The organism is Bisbaumannia salifodinae (genome assembly GCF_055388505.1).
The window spans coordinates 1,202,291-1,220,522 of record NZ_AP043781.1; the positions used below are offsets into that span (position 1 = coordinate 1,202,291).

The window sequence follows — 18,232 nt, forward strand, 5'->3', positions numbered from 1 at the left end:
GACCATTTGAGCGTCGACAAGAAGACCACGGGTCGTCGTGTCTCCACACAACAGGCCAAGGAGCAGGCGCGGCGTTTCGGCGTGCGCCTGCAAGGCGCCTCCCGGGAGGGGGCGGTCATTCTATTGCTGGCGGGCTGCGTCTTCCTGCTGCTGGCACTGTTCAGCTACCAGTCGGGCGACCCGGGATGGTCGCACAGCGGCCCGGAGAGCGGGGTCGCCAACTGGATGGGGCCCATCGGTGCCTGGCTCGCCGATGTCCTCTATTCGCTGTTCGGCGCCAGTGCCCTGTGGTGGCCCGGCATGCTGGGGTTCGGCGCCTGGCGGTTACTGCGCACCCGGCGCCTGGAACTGGAGTGGGATGCCACCGCCCTGGCGGTGCGCCTGGGGGGGCTGGTGTTGCTGCTGCTGGGCACCACCACCCTGGGGGCGCTGCACTTCTTCAGTGCGGACAGCAACCTGCCCTATGCGGTGGGGGGGATCCTCGGCGAGGGGCTGATGATCGGCCTGGCGCCTCTGGTCGGCGCCCATGGCACCACCCTGCTGGCCCTGGTGGCCCTGCTCTGTGGCCTGCCGCTGTTCAGCGGGCTCTCCTGGCTGGCGCTGATGGACGAGCTGGGGCTGCGGGCGCTGCGTCTGGCCGAGCGGCTATGGCGCTGGATCGGTGGGGGCCGCGATAGCGAGCGGGAGGACGAGCCGCCGAGCGAACCGCGGTCGCCGGAGAAGCACGAGGCCGAGGCCTCGACGGCGCGCCCCTGGTGGCGACGCTGGCTGCCCCGCCGCGAGGCGCCCCAACTGGCCGCGGCATCCGGCGTGGCGGCTTCCCGTCGCGCCGAGCCGAGCCTCGAGGGGGATACCGAGATTCCCTGGGAGGTGCCGGCGCATACCCCGTCTGCCAAGGATCCCGAGGCGGCCTATACCCGGCGTTTCGCCGAGTCGTCGGCGGCGCCGGTGGGCGAGAGCGGACTCAGCGCCCGCCGTGACGAGGCAGAGCCGCCATCCGCCTCCGGGATGGCGCTGCGGGCGGAGGTCGAGCGGCCGGGCCGGCACGCGCCGGCGGTGGCGCCCTCGCAGGATGCCGTTGCCGAGACGCCGAGAGCGGAGCGCCTCGACGTGCCGGCTCCCGCGCCTGAGCCAGAGCCCAAGCCAGAGCCAGAGCAACCCGGCGTCGCCCCGCTATCGAGCGCGGCTGCGACGACGCCCAGCAGCGAAGCGCCCCCATCGCCGACGCGGCCCCAGGCCACGACGACGGAGCGCCGCGAGCCGCGCCTGGTCAGTTGGAGCGAAGCGGGCTGGGAGGATGACGACGACGAGCCGACCCTGACGACGCCCCGGGCAGGCGTCCAGGCAAGGGCGCCGGCGAGCGAAGAAGATGTGCCCCCGGATGCCGTACCGGCAAGCGAGGAGGGCTCGCGGCCTGCTGCGCCGCCGGCGACTCCTCCGGCGGCCTTCTCCGCCGGCGAGGAGGCGTCCTCTTCCCGCGAGGCGGAGCCCCTTGATCTGCCGGCCACGCCGGAAGGGTGGGAGGAGGACGAGGCACGCCTGGCCACCGCCGAGCAGGGCCGCGCCGCCGCCGACGAGGGACCGACCCTGTGGACCGTGGAGCACCTGCAGAATCAGCGTCCGCTGTTCGATGACCTGGGTGACCCGGAGGGCGTGGTGCCGTCGGTGCGTCTGCTGACGCCTCCGGAGGCTCATGAGCCCAACTATACCGCGGAGCAGCTGGCCAGCATGGCGGAACTGCTGGAGGTGCGCCTGCGCGAGTATGGCGTCAAGGCCGAGGTGGTGGAGACCTGGCCGGGGCCGGTGATCACCCGCTTCGAGATCAAGCCGGCGGCGGGGGTCAAGGTCTCCAAGATCAGCAACCTGGCCAAGGACCTGGCGCGCTCGCTGATGGTCAAGAGCGTGCGGGTGGTGGAGATCATTCCCGGCCGCCCCACGGTGGGCATCGAGATCCCCAACCCCAAGCGCGCCATGATCCGCCTGCGCGAGGTGCTCGACTCCGACCGCTACCTCCACGAGGCCTCGCCCCTGGCCCTGGCCCTGGGCCAGGATATCGGCGGGGCGCCGGTGGTGGCCAACCTGGGCAAGATGCCCCACCTGCTGGTGGCGGGGACCACCGGCTCGGGCAAGTCGGTGGGGGTCAATGCCATGCTGATCTCCATGCTGCTCAAGGCGACCCCGGAGGAGCTGCGCCTGATCATGGTCGACCCCAAGATGCTGGAGCTCTCCGTCTACGACGGCATTCCGCATCTGCTGGCGCCGGTGGTCACCGACATGAAGGAGGCCGCCAACGGCCTGCGCTGGTGCGTGGCGGAGATGGAGCGCCGCTACAAGCTGATGGCCGCCATGGGGGTGCGCAATATTGCCGGTTTCAATGCCAAGCTCGACGAGGCCGCCCGGGCCGGTGCCCAGGTGGCCGACCCCCTCTGGGAGCCGCAGCCCTGGCAGATGCACGAGTCGCCGCCGGTGCTGGAGAAGCTGCCCTATATCGTGGTGGTGATCGACGAGTTCGCCGACATGTTCATGATCGTCGGCAAGAAGGTGGAGGAGCTGATCGCGCGCCTGGCCCAGAAGGCCCGGGCCGCGGGTATCCACCTGATCCTCGCTACCCAGCGTCCCTCGGTGGACGTGGTCACCGGCCTGATCAAGGCCAATATCCCCACCCGCATCGCCTTCCAGGTCTCCTCCAAGGTGGACTCCCGGACCATCCTCGATCAGGGCGGCGCCGAGAACCTGCTGGGCCACGGCGATATGCTCTACCTGCCCCCCGGGGCGGGCCTGCCGATGCGGGTGCATGGCGCCTTCGTCGACGATGACGAGGTGCACCGGGTGGTGGAGGACTGGAAGCGTCGCGGCGAGCCGGAGTATATCGACGAGATCCTCTCCGGCGGCGTCTCCGCCGAGGCCCTGGCCGGACTCGAGGCGGAGGGCGGCGGCGACGGCGACGATGCCGAGCAGGACGCCCTCTATGACGAGGCGGTGCAGTTCGTTACCGAGTCCCGCCGCGCCTCCATCTCCGCGGTGCAGCGGCGCTTCAAGATCGGCTACAACCGGGCCGCGCGCCTGGTAGAGGCCATGGAGATGGCCGGCGTGGTCTCCACCATGGGCACCAATGGCGGCCGCGAGGTGCTGGCGCCGCCACCGGTGAATGACTGATCCCGGCGCCCTCGATTCCTAGGTTTTGTACGAAAAGTCGGCGAGCGATGGCCAGACAAGGCAAAAATCGGCGAAAAGACGGAGTTTACGCGGTGTAAATGAGTACTTTGAGCCGATTTTTAACGCCGTATGGGCGAGCGCAGACAGTTTTCGTCAGAGCCTAATCTTGCAGCAACCATGAAAGCCCCGGCCCCCCCCCGGCACTCCAGCCGCGGGGCCGGGTCTATGATTCGGAATGTCTCTGCCATCCTTTCGGGAGTGAAAGATGCGACTGATCAAGATGTTGTCGGCCCTGGCCCTGGCCCTGCCGCTGAGCGCCCTGGCCGACGAGGCCGCCGGGCGTCTGACCCAGCTACTGGAGCCGGTGCACACCTATAGCGCCAGCTTCGAGCAGCAGATTCTCGATGGCAGCGGCCAGCGGCTCCAGGAGGCCGAGGGGCAGATGTGGCTATCGCGGCCCGGCAAGTTCCGCTGGGAGGTGGAGGCCCCCTACGCCCAGGTGGTGGTCTCCGATGGCGACGAGGTCTACCTGCATGACCCCGACCTGGAGCAGGTGACCATCCAGGCCCTGGATACCCGGGTGACCCATACCCCGGCCCTGCTGCTCTCCGGCAGCGCCGCCGACCTCACCGAGGCCTATGCGGTGAGCCGTCGTCAGCAGGGCGCCGCCGAGACCTTTACCCTGACGCCGCGCACCGCCGATACCCTCTTCGAGGAGCTGGCCCTGACCTTCTACAGCGAGCGCCTGGGGGTCTTGCAGATGGCCGACAGCACCGGCCAGCGTACCGCCATCTACTTCAACGATGTGCAGCTCAACCCGAGCATTCCGGCCGAGCGTTTTACCTTCGCCATTCCCGAGGGCACCGATGTAATTCGCGATACGCACTAGGCCTTCGGCCAGTAGCAAGCGACGAGGAGCAAGCTTCAAGGAACCCCCTTGGCTTGCTCCTTTCGTTTGGAAAGTAGGCTGGCTTGCAGCTAGACGCCGCTATCCGCCTCGGCGTCGAGCTGGGCGCGCCATTCCATCAACTGCTTGAAGCGCGCCTCCTGGCCGTAGTCGCTGGGTTGGTAGAGGCGGGCGGGCGCCAGCCCCTCCGGCCAGCAGTCGTGGCGGCTGCCGGCGGGGTAGCCGTGGGGCTCGTGATGGGCGTAGCGATAGCCCTGGCCATGGCCCAGGGATTCCATCAGCTTGGTGGGGGCGTTGCGCAGGTAGGTGGGCACCTCCAGGGTCGGGTGGGCCGCCGCCTGGGCCTTGGCCTGCTTCCAGGCCTGGTCGATGGCGTTGCTCTTGGGGGCCACCGACAGGTGGATGATGGCCTGGGCGATGGCCCGCTGCCCCTCGTAGTCGCCCAGGCGCAGGTAGGCGTCCCAGGCCGCCATCACCAGGGGCAGGGCGCGGGGGTCGGCATTGCCCACGTCCTCGGAGGCGATCGCCGCCAGGCGCCGGATCACGTCCAGCGGGTCGCCGCCCCCCTGGATGAATTGCGCCATATAAAGCAGGGCGGCATCGACCCGGGAGGAGCGTACCGACTTGTGGATCGCCGACAGCAGGTCGTAGTAGTGATCGCCCTGCTTGTCGAAGGCGCTGGCCTGATGGCCCAGCACCTCGCCGAGCCCCTCGGCGTCGAGGCGCTCGGTATCGCCTTCGGCGGCGGTGAAGTCACAGGCGGTCTCCAGCAGGCCCAGGGCGCGGCGGGCATCGCCGCCGGCGGCCCGGGCCAGCAGCTGCAGCACCTCGTCATCGGCCTGGATGCGGCGCTTGCCCAGCCCCCGCTCCGGGTCCTCCAGGGCCTGGCGCAGCACCGCCAGCAGTGCCGCCTCGTCCAGGGGCTTGAGCACATAGACCCGGGCCCGGGAGAGTAGCGCCGAGTTGACCTCGAAGGAGGGGTTCTCGGTGGTGGCGCCGATCAGCGTCAGCAGGCCCGACTCCACATGGGGCAGCAGGGCATCCTGCTGACTCTTGTTGAGGCGGTGGATCTCGTCCAGGAAGAGCAGGGTGCGGCGCCCCTGGGACTGGGTCAGCCGGGCGCGTTCCACCGCGGCGCGGATCTCCTTGACGCCGGCCATCACCGCCGAAAGGTGCTCCAGTTCGGCGCCGGATTCCCGGGCCAGGATCTCGGCCAGGGTGGTCTTGCCGGTTCCCGGCGGCCCCCACAGGATCATCGAACGCACCGTGGCGGTCTCGGCCATGCGCCGCAGCGGCTTGCCGGGCCCCACCAGGGCGGCCTGACCGAGATACTCGTCCAGGCGCCGGGGGCGCATGCGGTAGGCGAGGGGGGCCGCCTCATCGGCGGTGGGCTGGCTGAAGAGATCCATGCTGTCTCCGTGCGACTACGACTTTAGGCGATAGGCAGAATCGCCCCCCAGGCACTAGGGTTAAACATCCATGCCTGGGGTAGCGTCTCCAGGCGCATCCTGTTGGTGAACCCCTGTCTTGCTGGCGACTCCAATATAGATGGTACGCCAGGACAGCAGAGGAGGCCCGACCATGCCCATGCTGACTCAACTGCGCCAGGATCATGCCAATATGGCGCGGCTGTTGCACGTGTTGCAGCTCAAGCACAAGACCCTGGCCGATGGTGATCGCCCCGACTTCAAGCTGGTACGCGAGGTCGTCGACTATATCCTCGGCTATATGGAGGATTACACCCAACCCCTCGAGCAGCTGTGTGGCGAGAAACTCCTGGCCAGTCTGCCACAGGCCGAGTCGATGACCCGTCGCCTGGCCGACGACTATCGACAGCTGCGCGAACGCTTGATGCGGCTGTCCCAGGATATCGACATGATCCTGATGGATGCCGTGGTGCCCATGGATCGCTTTGCCGATGACCTCAAGGCCTATCTGGAGGCGCATCGGGCCTACCTGCGCGACGAGCGCGAGGAACTCTTCCCGCTGATCGCCGAGCATCTGAGCGACGAGGAGCTGGCGCGCCTCGACGAGTTGCTGCCGGAGGGGGCGGCCGCCAGGCTGGCACAGCTCCATGACGCCTATCCCGAGCTCTATGCCGAGTTCCGCGGGGCGCCCGAGCCGGTTATCTGATCCCGTGTCTCTGCATGCCGAGTTCCGCGGGGCGCCCGAGCCGGTTATCTGATCCCGTGTCTCTGCATGCCGAGTTCCGCGGGGCTCCGGAGCCGGTGGTCTGACCCCGCGGCGCTTCGCCGTCCCCCGACGCCCCGGCCCTGGCCGGGGCGTTTGCCGTTGCCGGGGCAATACGCCGTTAAGTCCGTGCCACGACTGGGGTAGAATGCTCCCCCTGTGCCAACCGGGGGAGGGGAGACTCACCGATGGATCGACTCCAGGCCATGCAAATCTTTCGTGCCGTGGTGGAGGCGGGCAGCTTCGCCGGGGGCGCTCGCAAGCTGGACCTCTCCAATGCCATGGTCAGCAAGCAGGTGGCGCGCCTGGAGGGCGAGCTCGGCGTGCGGCTGCTGACCCGCACCACCCGCCGCCTGCAGTTGACCGCCGAGGGCGAGCGCTATCTGCAGGGCGCCGGCCGCCTGATGGATGAACTCCATGAGCTGGAGGCGAGCCTGGGCGAGCAGCGCGGTGAGATTCGCGGCCGCCTGCGCCTCTCGGCGCCGCTGGACTTCGGGGTCCGCGAGCTGATGCCGGCGCTGCAGGCCTTCGAGGAGGCTCATCCGGCGGTGGAACTCGAGGTGGTGCTGGAGGATCGCCGCGTCGACCCCTTGGCGGAGGACTTCGACCTGGTGGTGCGCATCGGCGAGCTGGAGGACTCCAGCCTGATCGCCCGGCCGCTGATGTCGATGCCGATCCACCTCTATGGCGCCCCCGGCTACCTGGAACGCCATGGCGTGCCCGAGCATCCCCGCGACCTGAGTCGGCACCGCTGCCTACACTACAGTCTGCAGCGCGGTGGTCCGGGCTGGCTCTTCCTGGTGGAGGGGCGCCTGGAGCGGGTCCGTTTCCGGCCGGTGCTGACCTGCAATAACGGGCGGGCCCTGATCGAGGCCGCGGCCCGCGGCATGGGCCTGGTGCTCAAGCCGACCTTCCTGGGCGAGCCGGAGGTACGCCGCGGGCGCCTGGTGCGTCTGCTGGAGGCCTATGCGCCGCCGCCCATGCAGGTGCATCTACTCTATGCCGAGCGGCGCCTGATGCCGGCTCGCTTGCGGGTGCTGGTGGATGCCTTGCTGGCGCACTTCCAGGAGCCAGCGACGGGAGAGCGACCGTGAGCGGCCCCATCCTGATCTTCGACTCCGGCGTCGGCGGCCTCTCGGTGGCGGCGGCGATTCGCCGCCGCCTGCCCACGGCGGCCCTGGCCTATGTCTGCGACAATGCCATGCTGCCCTATGGCACCAAGCCCGATGCCTGGCTGGTGGCGCGCATCGTGGCGGTCTGCCGGGAGGCGGTGGCGGCCTGCCGCCCCGCCGCCCTGGTGGTCGCTTGCAACACCGCCAGCACCCTGGCCCTGGAGGCGCTGCGGGCGAGCCTGACGATTCCGGTGGTGGGCACGGTGCCGGCCATCAAGCCCGCCGCCGCGCTTAGCCATAGCGGCCATATCGCCCTGTTGGCGACCTCCGCCACCGTCAATCGCCCCTATACCCTGGGCCTGATTCGTGACTTCGCCGGTGGCTGCCGGGTGCATCGCCTGGCCGCCGATGCCCTGGTGGTGCAGGCGGAGCGTCACTTGGCCGGTGAGCCCCTGGACCTGGCGGCCATCGCCGACGGCCTGGCGCCGCTCTGGGAGGACCCGGAGCTCGACACCGTGGTGCTGGGCTGCACCCATTTTCCGCTGCTGCGGGACGCCCTGAACCGGGCGGCGCCGCGACCGGTGACTTGGGTCGATTCCGGCGAGGCCATCGCCCGGCGGGTCGCCCAGGTGGTGCCCCACCCCCGGGTGACCGAAGGCCCGGGGCCGGCCTGGGTCACCGCCGAGGCCCCGACCCTGACCGCGGCCCTGGCCGGCGTCGGCTTCGCCGCGCCGCAACTTCTGCTCCTGGCGGCAGACGCCCCACACTAGGCGTCTCGCCTCACCGATTTCACCCTAAGGAGGCCCCGTGGCCGTACCCGTCGTCGATCCCGAGCGCTATGCCGAGCAGCTCGAGGCCAAGCGCCAACGCATCACCGCCCAGTTTGCCCGCTTCTCGCCGCCGCCGCTGGAGGTCTATGCCTCGCCGCCCAGTCACTACCGCATGCGTTGTGAGTTCCGCCTCTGGCACGAGGGGGACGATCTCTTCTACGCCATGTTCGAGGTGGATCCCGAGGACCCCAAGAAGAAGACGGTGGTCCGCCTGGACGACTTCCCCGTGGCCAGCCGGCGCATCAATGCATTGATGCCGGCGCTGCTGGATGCCATCCGCGAGGTGCCGCTGCTGCGCCGCAGGCTGTTCCAGGTGGAGTTTCTCACCACCCTCAGCGGCGAGGCGCTACTGACCCTGATCTACCATCGTCCCCTGGACGAGGCCTGGGAGGCCGAGGCGCGGCGCCTCCAGGAGGCCCTCGGGGTGATGATCATCGGCCGCTCCCGCAAGCAGCGCCTGGTGCTGGAACGCGACCATGTCTGGGAGCGCCTGGCGGTGGAGGGGCGCGAGTTCGCCTACCAGCAGGTGGAGAACAGCTTTACTCAGCCCAATGCCGAGATCTGCCGCGCCATGCTGGGCTGGGCCCGCGACGTGACCCGCGACAGCCAGGCCCGCGACCTGGTGGAGCTCTACTGCGGTAATGGCAACTTCACCATCGCCCTGGCCGAGAACTTCCGGCGGGTCCTGGCCACCGAGATCTCGCGCACCTCGGTGGCCTCGGCGCGCATCAACCTGGAGGCCAATGGCATCACCAATGCCAGCGTGGGGCGCATGTCGGCGGAGGAGTTCAGTGCCGCCCTCAAGGGCGACAAGGGCGGGCGTCGGGTCACCGAGATGGGCCTGGCCGACTACGACTTCTCCACCGTGCTGGTGGATCCGCCCCGGGCCGGCCTCGACGAGGCCAGTTGCGACCAGCTCAGCGGCTATGAGCGCATCGTCTATATTTCCTGTAACCCGGACACCCTGGAGCAGAACCTGGAGCGGCTCTGCCGGACCCACCGCATCCGCCGTATGGCGCTCTTCGATCAGTTTCCGTGGACCCACCATTGTGAGTGCGGCGTGCTACTCGAGCGAATCGACGACTAAAGTCAATAGGACCGGGGGCGTGTCATGATGCGCAACTGACATGCTCCATGAGAAAACGTGCAACTCGATAGGGCCGGGACGGGTGCTGCAGTACCCTTCATGAAACGCGGTGCTTGCCGCGTTTCACCCTAATTCGACGGCCCCCAGGCCGACAGCAGCCGAGGTGATGGATGCAACACGTCGTGATCGATGGCAAACAGGAATTTCTCGCTCAGTTGAAGGAGCAGCTCACCAAGCGGTTACCCGACGAGAAGGTGGCGGAGATCGCCGGCTTTGCCGATCTCTTCTATGCCAATGTCCCCTTGGTTGATCTGTCCGAGCGGCGCCTCGACGACCTCTATGGCGCGACCCTGTCGACCTGGCACTTCGTCCAGGAGAACGACGTCAAGGCCCCCAAGGTGCGGGTCTTCAACCCTGACTACCAGGAGCATGGCTGGCAGTCGTTGCACACCGTGGTGGGGGTGTTGCACCAGGACATGCCCTTCCTGGTGGACTCGGTACGCATCGAGCTCAACCGTCGCGGCATTACCCTGCATGCCATCCATAACCTGGTGCTGGCGGTGGAGCGGGACGCCAAGCATCGGCTCAAGCGGCTGACCCATCCCCAGGCCGACAAGGCGCCCGAAGGGCGCGAGTCGCTGATCGTCATCGAGATCGACCGCCACTCCGACCCCGAGCTGCTGGCCGATATCGAGGCCGGATTGCAGGAGGTGCTGCGGGACGTGCGCACCGCCGTGGCCGACTTCGAGCCGATGCGCGATCAGGTGCGGGAGGCCCTCGAGGAGCTCAAGGCGGCTCGCCCCGAGCAAGTCGATGCCGCCGACCACCAGGAGGCCATCGCCTTCCTGGAGTGGCTGATCGATGACAACTTCACCTTCCTCGGCTGCGACGAGTACGAAGTGGTCGGCAAGGGCGGCCAGGAGCAGCTCAAGAAGCGCAAGGGCAGCGAGCTGGGCGTCTTCAAGCTCGGCACCCCCCGTTACCAGGAGCGCATCCATAACGATCAGGGCGTCGAGGACGACCACTATGTACTGATCCCGGAGCTGCTCTCCTTCGCCAAGAGCGCCTACCATGCCCGGGTGCACCGTCCCTCCTACCCGGACTATATCTCCATCGATCGTTATGACGATCAGGGCAAGGTGATCGGCGAGCGCCGCTTCCTGGGCCTGTTTACCGCCACCGTCTACAACGACTCGCCGCGGCATATCCCCGTGCTGCGGCGCAAGATCGAGGCGGTGATGAAGTCCGCCGGGGTCAATCCCAAGGCCCACGACGGCCATCAGCTGCGCCAGATCCTCAACGTCTATCCCCGCGATGATCTCTTCCAGACCAGCACCGAGGAGCTGACCCGGACCGCCCTGGGCATCCTCAATATTCGCGAGCGGCGCCGGGTGCGCCTCTTCGTCCGCGAGGATCGCTTCGGCAAGTTCTACTCCTGCCTGGTCTTCGTGCCGCGGGACGTCTTCTCCACCGACCTGCGGGTGCGTATCCAGTCCATGCTCTGCGAGGAGCTGGACGCGACCTTCGGCGACTTCAATACCCACCTCTCCGAGTCGGTGCTGGCGCGTATCCAGCTGATCCTGCGCTTCAATGGCGACGAGCCGGTGAACTATGACCTGGAGCGCCTGGAGCACAAGGTCATTCAGCTGGCGCGTAGCTGGAACGACGACCTCCAGGCCGCCATGGTGGAGGGCTTCGGTGAGGAGCAGGCCAATCGCCTGATGGACGACTACCGGGATGCCTTCCCGGGCAGCTATCGGGAAGATTTTTCGGCGCGCACCGCCGTCTACGATATCCATCACCTGGGCGAGGTCGAGGCCGGCGCGCCCCTCTCCCTCTCCCTCTATCGCCTGGTGGAGGAGGACGTCGACGGGGTCAACCTCAAGCTGTTCCACAAGGCGCAGCCGATCCCGCTTTCCGATGTGTTGCCGGTGATGGAGAACCTGGGGTTGCGGGTAATCGGCGAGCGCCCCTACGAGATCGACTCCCCCAAGGGCGCCTACTGGATCCACGACTTCAACCTGGAGCATCACGGCAGCGAAGTGGTCAACCTCCAGGAGATGCGCGAACCCTTTATCGAGGCCTTCAGGCGCATCTGGGCCGGCCAGGCCGACAACGATGCCTTCAACCGCCTGGTGATCGGTGCCAACCTGAGTTGGCGTGAGGTGGCCATGCTGCGTGCCTATGCCCGCTACCTGAAGCAGATTCGCTTCGGCCTCTCGCAGTTCTATATCGCCAACACCCTGGCCAGCTACCCGGAAATCACCCGCGAGCTGGTCAGCCTCTTCGAGCTGCGTTTCGACCCGGAGCAGCAGGAACGGGAGAGCGAGAGCGAGGCCTGCGTGGCGCGCCTCCAGGCGATGCTGGATGACGTGGCCAGCCTCAATGACGACCTGCTGCTGCGTCGCTATATCGCTCTGATCCAGGCCACCCTGCGCACCAACTATTACCAGCGTGATGCCGATGGCGAGTACAAGGAATACATCGCCTACAAGCTGGAGCCGAGCAAGGTGCCGGACATGCCCAAGCCGCGTCCGGCCTTCGAGATCTTCGTCTACTCGCCGCGGGTCGAGGGCGTGCACCTGCGCGGCGGCAAGGTCGCCCGGGGCGGGCTGCGCTGGTCGGACCGCCGCGAGGATTTCCGCACCGAGGTGCTCGGCCTGGTCAAGGCCCAGCAGGTCAAGAACTCGGTGATCGTGCCGGTGGGGGCCAAGGGCGGCTTCGTCTGCAAGCGCCTGCCCGAGGGCGACCGGGATGCCATCCAGGCCGAGGGCATCGCCTGCTACAAGACCTTTATCCGTGCCCTGCTGGATGTCACCGACAACCTGGACGGCGCCGAGATCGTGCCGCCGGTGGATGTGGTGCGTCACGACGATGACGACCCCTACCTGGTGGTGGCCGCCGACAAGGGCACCGCGACCTTCTCGGACATCGCCAACGAGATCTCCGCCGAGTATGGCCACTGGTTGGGCGATGCCTTCGCCTCCGGTGGCGCCAACGGCTATGACCACAAGAAGATGGGCATCACCGCCAAGGGCGCCTGGGAGTCGGTGAAACGCCACTTCCGCGAGCTGGGGGTCAATACTCAGGCCGACGAGTTCAGCGTGGTGGGCATCGGCGACATGGGCGGCGACGTCTTCGGCAACGGCATGCTGCTCTCCGACAAGATCCGTCTGGTGGGGGCCTTCAACCACCTGCATATCTTCGTCGACCCGGCCCCGGATACGGCCAAGTCCTTCGCCGAGCGCCAGCGCCTCTTCGCGCTGCCCCGTTCCAGTTGGGAGGATTACGATGCCAGCCTGATCTCCAAGGGCGGCGGCATCTTCAAGCGTAGCGCCAAGTCCATCGCCATCACCCCGGAGATGAAGCGGGTGTTCGGCATCGCCGAGGATAAGCTGGCGCCCAATGACCTGATTCGCGCCATGCTCAAGTCCCAGGTAGACCTGATCTGGAACGGTGGCATCGGCACCTACGTGAAGGCGGCCGACGAAACCGACGCCGAGGTGGGCGACAAGGCCAACGATGCCCTGCGCATCGACGGTGCCGAACTGCGCTGCCGGGTGGTGGGCGAGGGCGGCAACCTGGGTCTGACCCAGCGCGGTCGCATGGAGGCCGCCAAGGCCGGGGTACGGGTCAACACCGACTTCATCGACAACGCCGGCGGGGTCAACTGCTCCGACCACGAGGTCAATATCAAGATCCTGCTCGACGATATCGTCAAGAGCGGCGACATGACCGACAAGCAGCGCAATCAGCTGCTGGCGGAGATGACCGAGGACGTCTCGCGGCTGGTGCTGCGCGACAACTACCAGCAGACCCAGGCGCTCTCCCTGGCTGAGATCCTCTCCAAGAAGGGCATGGGGCCCTACCGGCGCTTTATCTCCGAGTTGGAGGCCGGCGGCCAGTTGGATCGCGAGCTGGAGTTCCTGCCCGATGACGAGGCCCTGCTGGAGCGCTCCAATGCCGACGAGGGCCTGACCCTGCCGGAGCTGTCGGTGCTGATCTCCTACTCCAAGATGGTGCTCAAGGGTGACCTGATCGATTCCGAGGTGCCGGATGATCCCTATATCCAGCAGCACCTGGAGCGGATCTTCCCGACGGTGCTGGTGGAGCGCTTCAAGGAGACCATGTACGAGCACAAGTTGAAGCGCGAGATCGTCGCTACCCAGATCGCCAATGACCTGGTGGATCATATGGGGATCGTCTTCGTGCGCCGGCTGATGGACACCACCGGGGCCAAGCGCGCCGATATCGCCCGCGCCTATGTCATCGCCCGGGACAGCTTCAATCTGAGTGGCCTCTGGGAGCAGGTGGAAGCCCTGGACAATCAGGTGCCGAGCCGCGTCCAGTACGCCATGATGATCGACCTGATGCGCCTGCTGCGTCGCGCCACCCGCTGGTTCCTGCGCCAGCGCAGCGGCATGACCACCAAGGACTGCATCGCCCACTTCGCGCCGCGCCTGGCCCAGTTGCAGGAGAGCCTCGGCAAGCGGCTGCGCGGTGACGAGCTGGCCACCTGGCAGGCGCGCCGTGACGAGCTGGTGGCCGCCGGCGTGCCCGAGGCCCTGGCCAACGCCGTGGCCGCGGCCAACAGCCTCTATGCCGGTCTCGGCATCATCGAGGCGGCCAAGCTCTCCGGCGAGAAGATCCAGCGGGTCGCCGAGGCCTACTACGAGGTGGGGCACCGTCTCGAACTGCCCTGGATGATTGAGCAGATCAATGCCCTGGAGGTGCGCGACGGCTGGCAGGCTCAGGCCCGCGAGACCTTCCGCGACGATCTGGATCGCCAGCAGCTGGCCCTCACCGTGGCGGTGCTGCAGTTGGAGGATGCGCCGCGGGAGATGGAGGCCCGGGTCGAACAGTGGGTACAGCGCCACGACGAGCTCTACCGTCGCTGGTGTGGCCTGCTCGGCGAGGTTCGCTCCGGCAACCAGGTGAGCTTCCCGCTGTTCGCGGTGGCCATCCGCGAGCTGGTCGACCTGGCCGAGAGTCGCCACGACTGAGACCGGTTTCCACCACCATGACGAACCCCGCCTTTGGGCGGGGTTCGTCGTTTTCGGGCGCCTTGGGCTATAATGCGGCGCCGCTCATCCACCCGAGGACTCCCATGTACGCCCTGGCCCGCTCGCTGCTCTTTCGTCTCGACCCGGAAACCGCCCATGGCCTGGCCCTCAAGGGGCTCGACCTGGCCAATGGCCTGGGGCTGGCCCGGCGTCTCGGCGGGGCGCGGGTGGAAGATCCGGTGGAGCTGATGGGGCTGCGCTTCCCCAATCGGGTGGGCCTGGCCGCGGGCCTCGACAAGAACGCCGATCACCTGGATGCCCTGGGGGCCCTGGGCTTCGGCTTCGTCGAGGTGGGCACCGTGACCCCCAAGCCCCAGGACGGCAACCCCAGGCCGCGGCTCTTCCGCCTGCCCGAGGCCGGTGCCATCATCAACCGCATGGGCTTCAACAATGCCGGCGTCGATCACCTGGTGGCGCGGGTCGAGGCGAGCCGCTATGACGGGGTGATCGGCATCAATATCGGCAAGAACCTCACCACGCCGGTGGAGAGGGCGGTGGACGACTACTTGATCTGCCTGGGCAAGGTGCATGCCCACGCCCACTACATCACCGTGAATATCTCTTCGCCCAATACCCCGGGGCTGCGTAACCTGCAGTTCGGCGAACAGCTGGATGCCCTGCTGGGCGCCCTGCGTGAGGAGGGGCGGCGCCTGGACGAGGCGAGCGGCCGTCGCGTGCCCCTGGCGGTGAAGATCGCCCCGGACATGAGCGTCGATGAGGTGGGGCTGGTGGCCAAGGCCCTGGCAGACAACGCCATCGACGCGGTGATCGCCACCAATACCACCATCGCCCGGGAGGCGGTGGCGGGATTGCCCCACGGCGACGAGCAGGGTGGGCTCTCCGGGCGGCCGGTATTCGAGGCCTCCAATACGGTGATTCGCGAGCTGCGCCGTCGCCTGCCGGAGATGCCGATCATCGGCGTCGGCGGCATCGACAGCGGCGAGGCGGCACTCGCCAAGCGCGAGGCGGGGGCCGACCTGGTGCAGCTATATTCGGGCTTTATCTATCGGGGCCCTGAGCTGGTGGGGGAGTGTGCCCGGGCCCTCGAGGGAGCGCCAGGACGGGGCTGAGGCGACGACACCAAGGGCGAGCAATAGAAAGGCCCGCCGTGGCGGGCCTTGGGAATGGGTAGTGTCTGGTAGTGTCTAGAGAAGACGTCACATTACCATGGGGTTTTTGTGGATCCCGGCGACTCCCGTCATGCCGGCCCATTGGTCCCCACGACCTTCACGCCAACCGCTCATCCAGTATTCTCGAAGATCCACATCTTGGCTGGGACACTCATCTCTGGAACGACCACTGAGTCCCGCCTTGTAGCCATGAACATAAGCACGCTGGAAGCGATCACGTTTCTGTCGTTTCATCGGATGGCCTCTTCAGAACCGTTAGACTTTGTGACGTTTGCAGTACACAAGACTCCTTATCGGCCCATAGGCGATTCATTCGCCCGGCCGTAGTTATCCAGCATCTGCGGCAAGCAACGCATGCGTTATTTCGTAGCTACGCTTATACATTTAGACCATGACGGGACCGCTTGTCGACCGGTATTTTGGCATAAGAGGCCAAGCAAATCGGGATGACGGGAATATGACGCCCGTCCCATGCGGCCAGGCCCCAGGCGCTACCGCCCTTACCAACCGCCATAGCGAGTCTCCACAGCACACCATGAGCGATATGCAAGTGACGAATCTTCCAGCCTTTTTTGCCGCCTGCCCGCGCGGGCTCGAGACCCTGCTGGGCGAGGAGCTGACGGCTCTGGGTGCCCAGGTGGAGAAGACCACGGTGGCCGGCGTCCACTTCCGCGGCGAGCTGGAGATGGCCTATCGTGCCTGCCTCTGGTCGCGCCTGGCCAACCGCATCATCCTCTGCCTGGCCCGGGAGGAAGGCATCGAGGACCCGGAGCAGCTGGCGGACGCCGCGGCCCGGGTGGCCTGGGCGGAGCACCTGGTGCCGGGGCGCAGCCTGGCGGTGGACTTCCATGGCCAGTCGGCGAAGATCCGCCATACCCGGTTCGGCGCCCAGACCGTCAAGGATGGGGTGGTCACCGCCATGGCCCGGGCCGGTCGCGAACGGCCGACGGTCGAGCCCCGGGACCCCGACCTGCGCCTCTATGCCCACCTGCATCGGGGGCGCCTGACCCTGGGCATCGACTTCAGCGGCGAGAGCCTGCATCGACGCGGCTACCGCCGCGAGCTGGGGCATGCGCCCCTCAAGGAGAACCTGGCCGCGGCCTTGCTGATCCGCGCCGACTGGCCGGCCCGGGCCAAGGCCGGCGAGGCCCTGGTGGATCCGCTGTGCGGTTCCGGCACCCTGGTGATCGAGGCGGCGCTGATGGCGGCGGATATCGCCCCCAACCTGAATCGAGAGCGCTTCGGCCTGGAAGCCTGGGCCGGCCATGAGCGCGAGCTGTGGCGAGAGCTCAGGCGGGAGGCCGAGGCGCGGGCCAGCCTGGGCCGCAAGCGCTGCAAGGCGCGGCTGTTCGGCGGCGACCAGAGTCCCCAGGCCATCGCCGCCGCCAAGGCCAATGCCATGCGCGCCGGCATCCCGGCGCTGATCCACTTCCAGGGCGCCTCGGTGGTCGAGCTCAGGCGTCCCGAGAGCCTGAGCCCCGAGGCCAGAGGGCTGGTAATCACCAACCCGCCCTATGGCGAGCGTATCGGCGAGCTGCCGGAGCTGGTGACCCTCTATCGTCAGCTGGGCGAGGGCGTGCGTAACGCCTTCCCCGGCTGGAGCCTGGCGCTGTTCACCGGCAACCCCGACCTGGGCCACCGCCTGGGGATGCGCGCCCATAAGCACTACGCCTTCCGCAATGGGCCCCTGGAAGCGCGACTGCTGCTGATCAGTATTCCCGAGGCGAGCAGCGAGGCGGGTAGCGACGCCAGGCCCGAGGCGCCGGCGCGTTCCGAGAATGCCCAGATGTTCGCCAACCGGCTGCACAAGAACCGCAAGCGCCTCAAGAAGTGGCTCAAGCAGTCCGGCGAATCCTGCTATCGCCTCTATGATGCCGATATGCCGGAGTTCGCCCTGGCCATCGATGTCTACGGTGACTGGGTGCATGTGCAGGAGTACGCGCCGCCCAAGTCGGTGGATGCGGCCCAGGCCCAGAAGCGCCTCTTCGATGCCCTGGGGGTGATCCCCGAGGTGCTGGAGGTGTCCCCCAGCCGGGTGGTGATCAAGCGCCGCGAGCGCCAGAGCGGCCGCGGCCAGTACCAGAAGCAGGGCAGCCACGGCGAGCGCTTCGAGGTGCGCGAGGGACGGGCGCGGCTCTGGGTCAACCTGCGCGACTACCTGGATACGGGGCTCTTCCTCGACCACCGGCCGGTGCGGCGGCGGCTCGCCGAGATGGCCCCCGGCAAGCGCTTCCTCAACCTCTTCTGCTACACCGCCACCGCCACCGTGCAGGCGGCGCTGGGTACCGAGGGCGAGGGTGGCGCCAGCGACAGCATCAGCGTCGATCTCTCCAATACCTACCTGAGCTGGGCCCGGGACAACTTCGCCCTCAATGGCCTCGACCCGGCCCACCATCGGGTGGTGCGCGACGACTGCCTGCGCTGGCTGGAGACCGCCAAGGCGGAATTCGACCTGATCTTCATGGATCCGCCGACCTTCTCCAACTCCAAGAAGATGGAGGCGACCCTGGATATCCAGCGCGATCACGGGCGGCTGATTCGCCTGGCCATGGCGCGCCTGGCCGGTGGCGGCACCCTGGTCTTCTCCAATAACCAGCGGCGCTTCGTGCTGGATGCCGACCTGGTCGAGCGGTATGCGGTGGAAGAGATCTCGGCGAAGACCTTCGACCCGGATTTCACACGTAACCCCGACCTCCACCATGTCTTTCTGATTCGCCATCGGGGAGGGCCAACGGCATGAGACCTTCGACCCGCTCT

11 protein-coding genes are annotated in these 18,232 nt (G+C 67.4%); 9 read left to right on the forward strand and 2 right to left on the reverse strand.

What is annotated here, in order from left to right:
- Positions 1 to 6: 6 nt before the first annotated feature.
- Both ACZ5EF_RS05495 and lolA read left to right on the forward strand, forming a co-directional pair.
- Positions 7 to 3,156: a DNA translocase FtsK gene (locus ACZ5EF_RS05495; protein ID WP_346061988.1), complete on the forward strand. Its 3,150-nt coding sequence runs from the start codon at positions 7 to 9 to the stop codon at positions 3,154 to 3,156.
- A 265-nt stretch (positions 3,157 to 3,421) separates the two neighbouring features.
- Positions 3,422 to 4,045, forward strand: a complete 624-nt coding sequence (gene lolA / locus ACZ5EF_RS05500; protein ID WP_346061987.1) for an outer membrane lipoprotein periplasmic chaperone LolA — start codon at positions 3,422 to 3,424, stop codon at positions 4,043 to 4,045.
- 89 nt (positions 4,046 to 4,134) lie between these two features.
- Here the strand turns inward: lolA and ACZ5EF_RS05505 are convergent, their stop codons facing one another.
- On the reverse strand, positions 4,135 to 5,472 hold the full coding sequence (locus ACZ5EF_RS05505) for a replication-associated recombination protein A (protein ID WP_346061986.1): 1,338 nt from the start codon (positions 5,470 to 5,472) through the stop codon (positions 4,135 to 4,137).
- Positions 5,473 to 5,650: 178 nt separating this feature from the next.
- Here ACZ5EF_RS05505 and ACZ5EF_RS05510 point away from each other — a divergent pair, with 178 nt between their 5' ends.
- The 6 genes from ACZ5EF_RS05510 to ACZ5EF_RS05535 all read left to right on the forward strand — a co-directional run bounded on the left by ACZ5EF_RS05510 (position 5,651) and on the right by ACZ5EF_RS05535 (position 15,415).
- Complete coding sequence (locus ACZ5EF_RS05510) at positions 5,651 to 6,196, forward strand: hemerythrin domain-containing protein (RefSeq protein WP_346062046.1); 546 nt, start codon at positions 5,651 to 5,653, stop codon at positions 6,194 to 6,196.
- A gap of 245 nt (positions 6,197 to 6,441) precedes the next feature.
- Positions 6,442 to 7,347: a LysR family transcriptional regulator gene (locus ACZ5EF_RS05515; protein ID WP_346061985.1), complete on the forward strand. Its 906-nt coding sequence runs from the start codon at positions 6,442 to 6,444 to the stop codon at positions 7,345 to 7,347.
- On the forward strand, positions 7,344 to 8,135 hold the full coding sequence (murI, locus tag ACZ5EF_RS05520; protein WP_346061984.1) for a glutamate racemase: 792 nt from the start codon (positions 7,344 to 7,346) through the stop codon (positions 8,133 to 8,135). Before ACZ5EF_RS05515 ends, murI begins: the two co-directional genes overlap by 4 nt.
- 37 nt (positions 8,136 to 8,172) lie before the next feature.
- Positions 8,173 to 9,282: a tRNA (uridine(54)-C5)-methyltransferase TrmA gene (trmA, locus tag ACZ5EF_RS05525; RefSeq protein ID WP_346061983.1), complete on the forward strand. Its 1,110-nt coding sequence runs from the start codon at positions 8,173 to 8,175 to the stop codon at positions 9,280 to 9,282.
- 170 nt (positions 9,283 to 9,452) lie between these two features.
- Entirely contained in the window at positions 9,453 to 14,285 is a 4,833-nt protein-coding gene (locus tag ACZ5EF_RS05530; protein ID WP_346061982.1) for an NAD-glutamate dehydrogenase, read from the forward strand.
- 104 nt (positions 14,286 to 14,389) lie between these two features.
- Complete coding sequence (locus tag ACZ5EF_RS05535) at positions 14,390 to 15,415, forward strand: quinone-dependent dihydroorotate dehydrogenase (protein ID WP_346061981.1); 1,026 nt, start codon at positions 14,390 to 14,392, stop codon at positions 15,413 to 15,415.
- Positions 15,416 to 15,502: 87 nt separating this feature from the next.
- Here ACZ5EF_RS05535 and rmf read toward each other — a convergent pair whose 3' ends face one another.
- Positions 15,503 to 15,709 carry a ribosome modulation factor gene (gene rmf, locus ACZ5EF_RS05540; protein WP_146804486.1) on the reverse strand — a complete coding sequence of 69 codons (207 nt, stop codon included), beginning with the start codon at positions 15,707 to 15,709 and terminating at the stop codon, positions 15,503 to 15,505.
- A 301-nt stretch (positions 15,710 to 16,010) separates the two neighbouring features.
- On the opposite strand from rmf, the gene rlmKL reads away from it, so the two are divergent.
- On the forward strand, positions 16,011 to 18,215 hold the full coding sequence (rlmKL, locus tag ACZ5EF_RS05545; protein WP_346061980.1) for a bifunctional 23S rRNA (guanine(2069)-N(7))-methyltransferase RlmK/23S rRNA (guanine(2445)-N(2))-methyltransferase RlmL: 2,205 nt from the start codon (positions 16,011 to 16,013) through the stop codon (positions 18,213 to 18,215).
- The last annotated feature ends 17 nt before the right edge of the window (positions 18,216 to 18,232 follow it).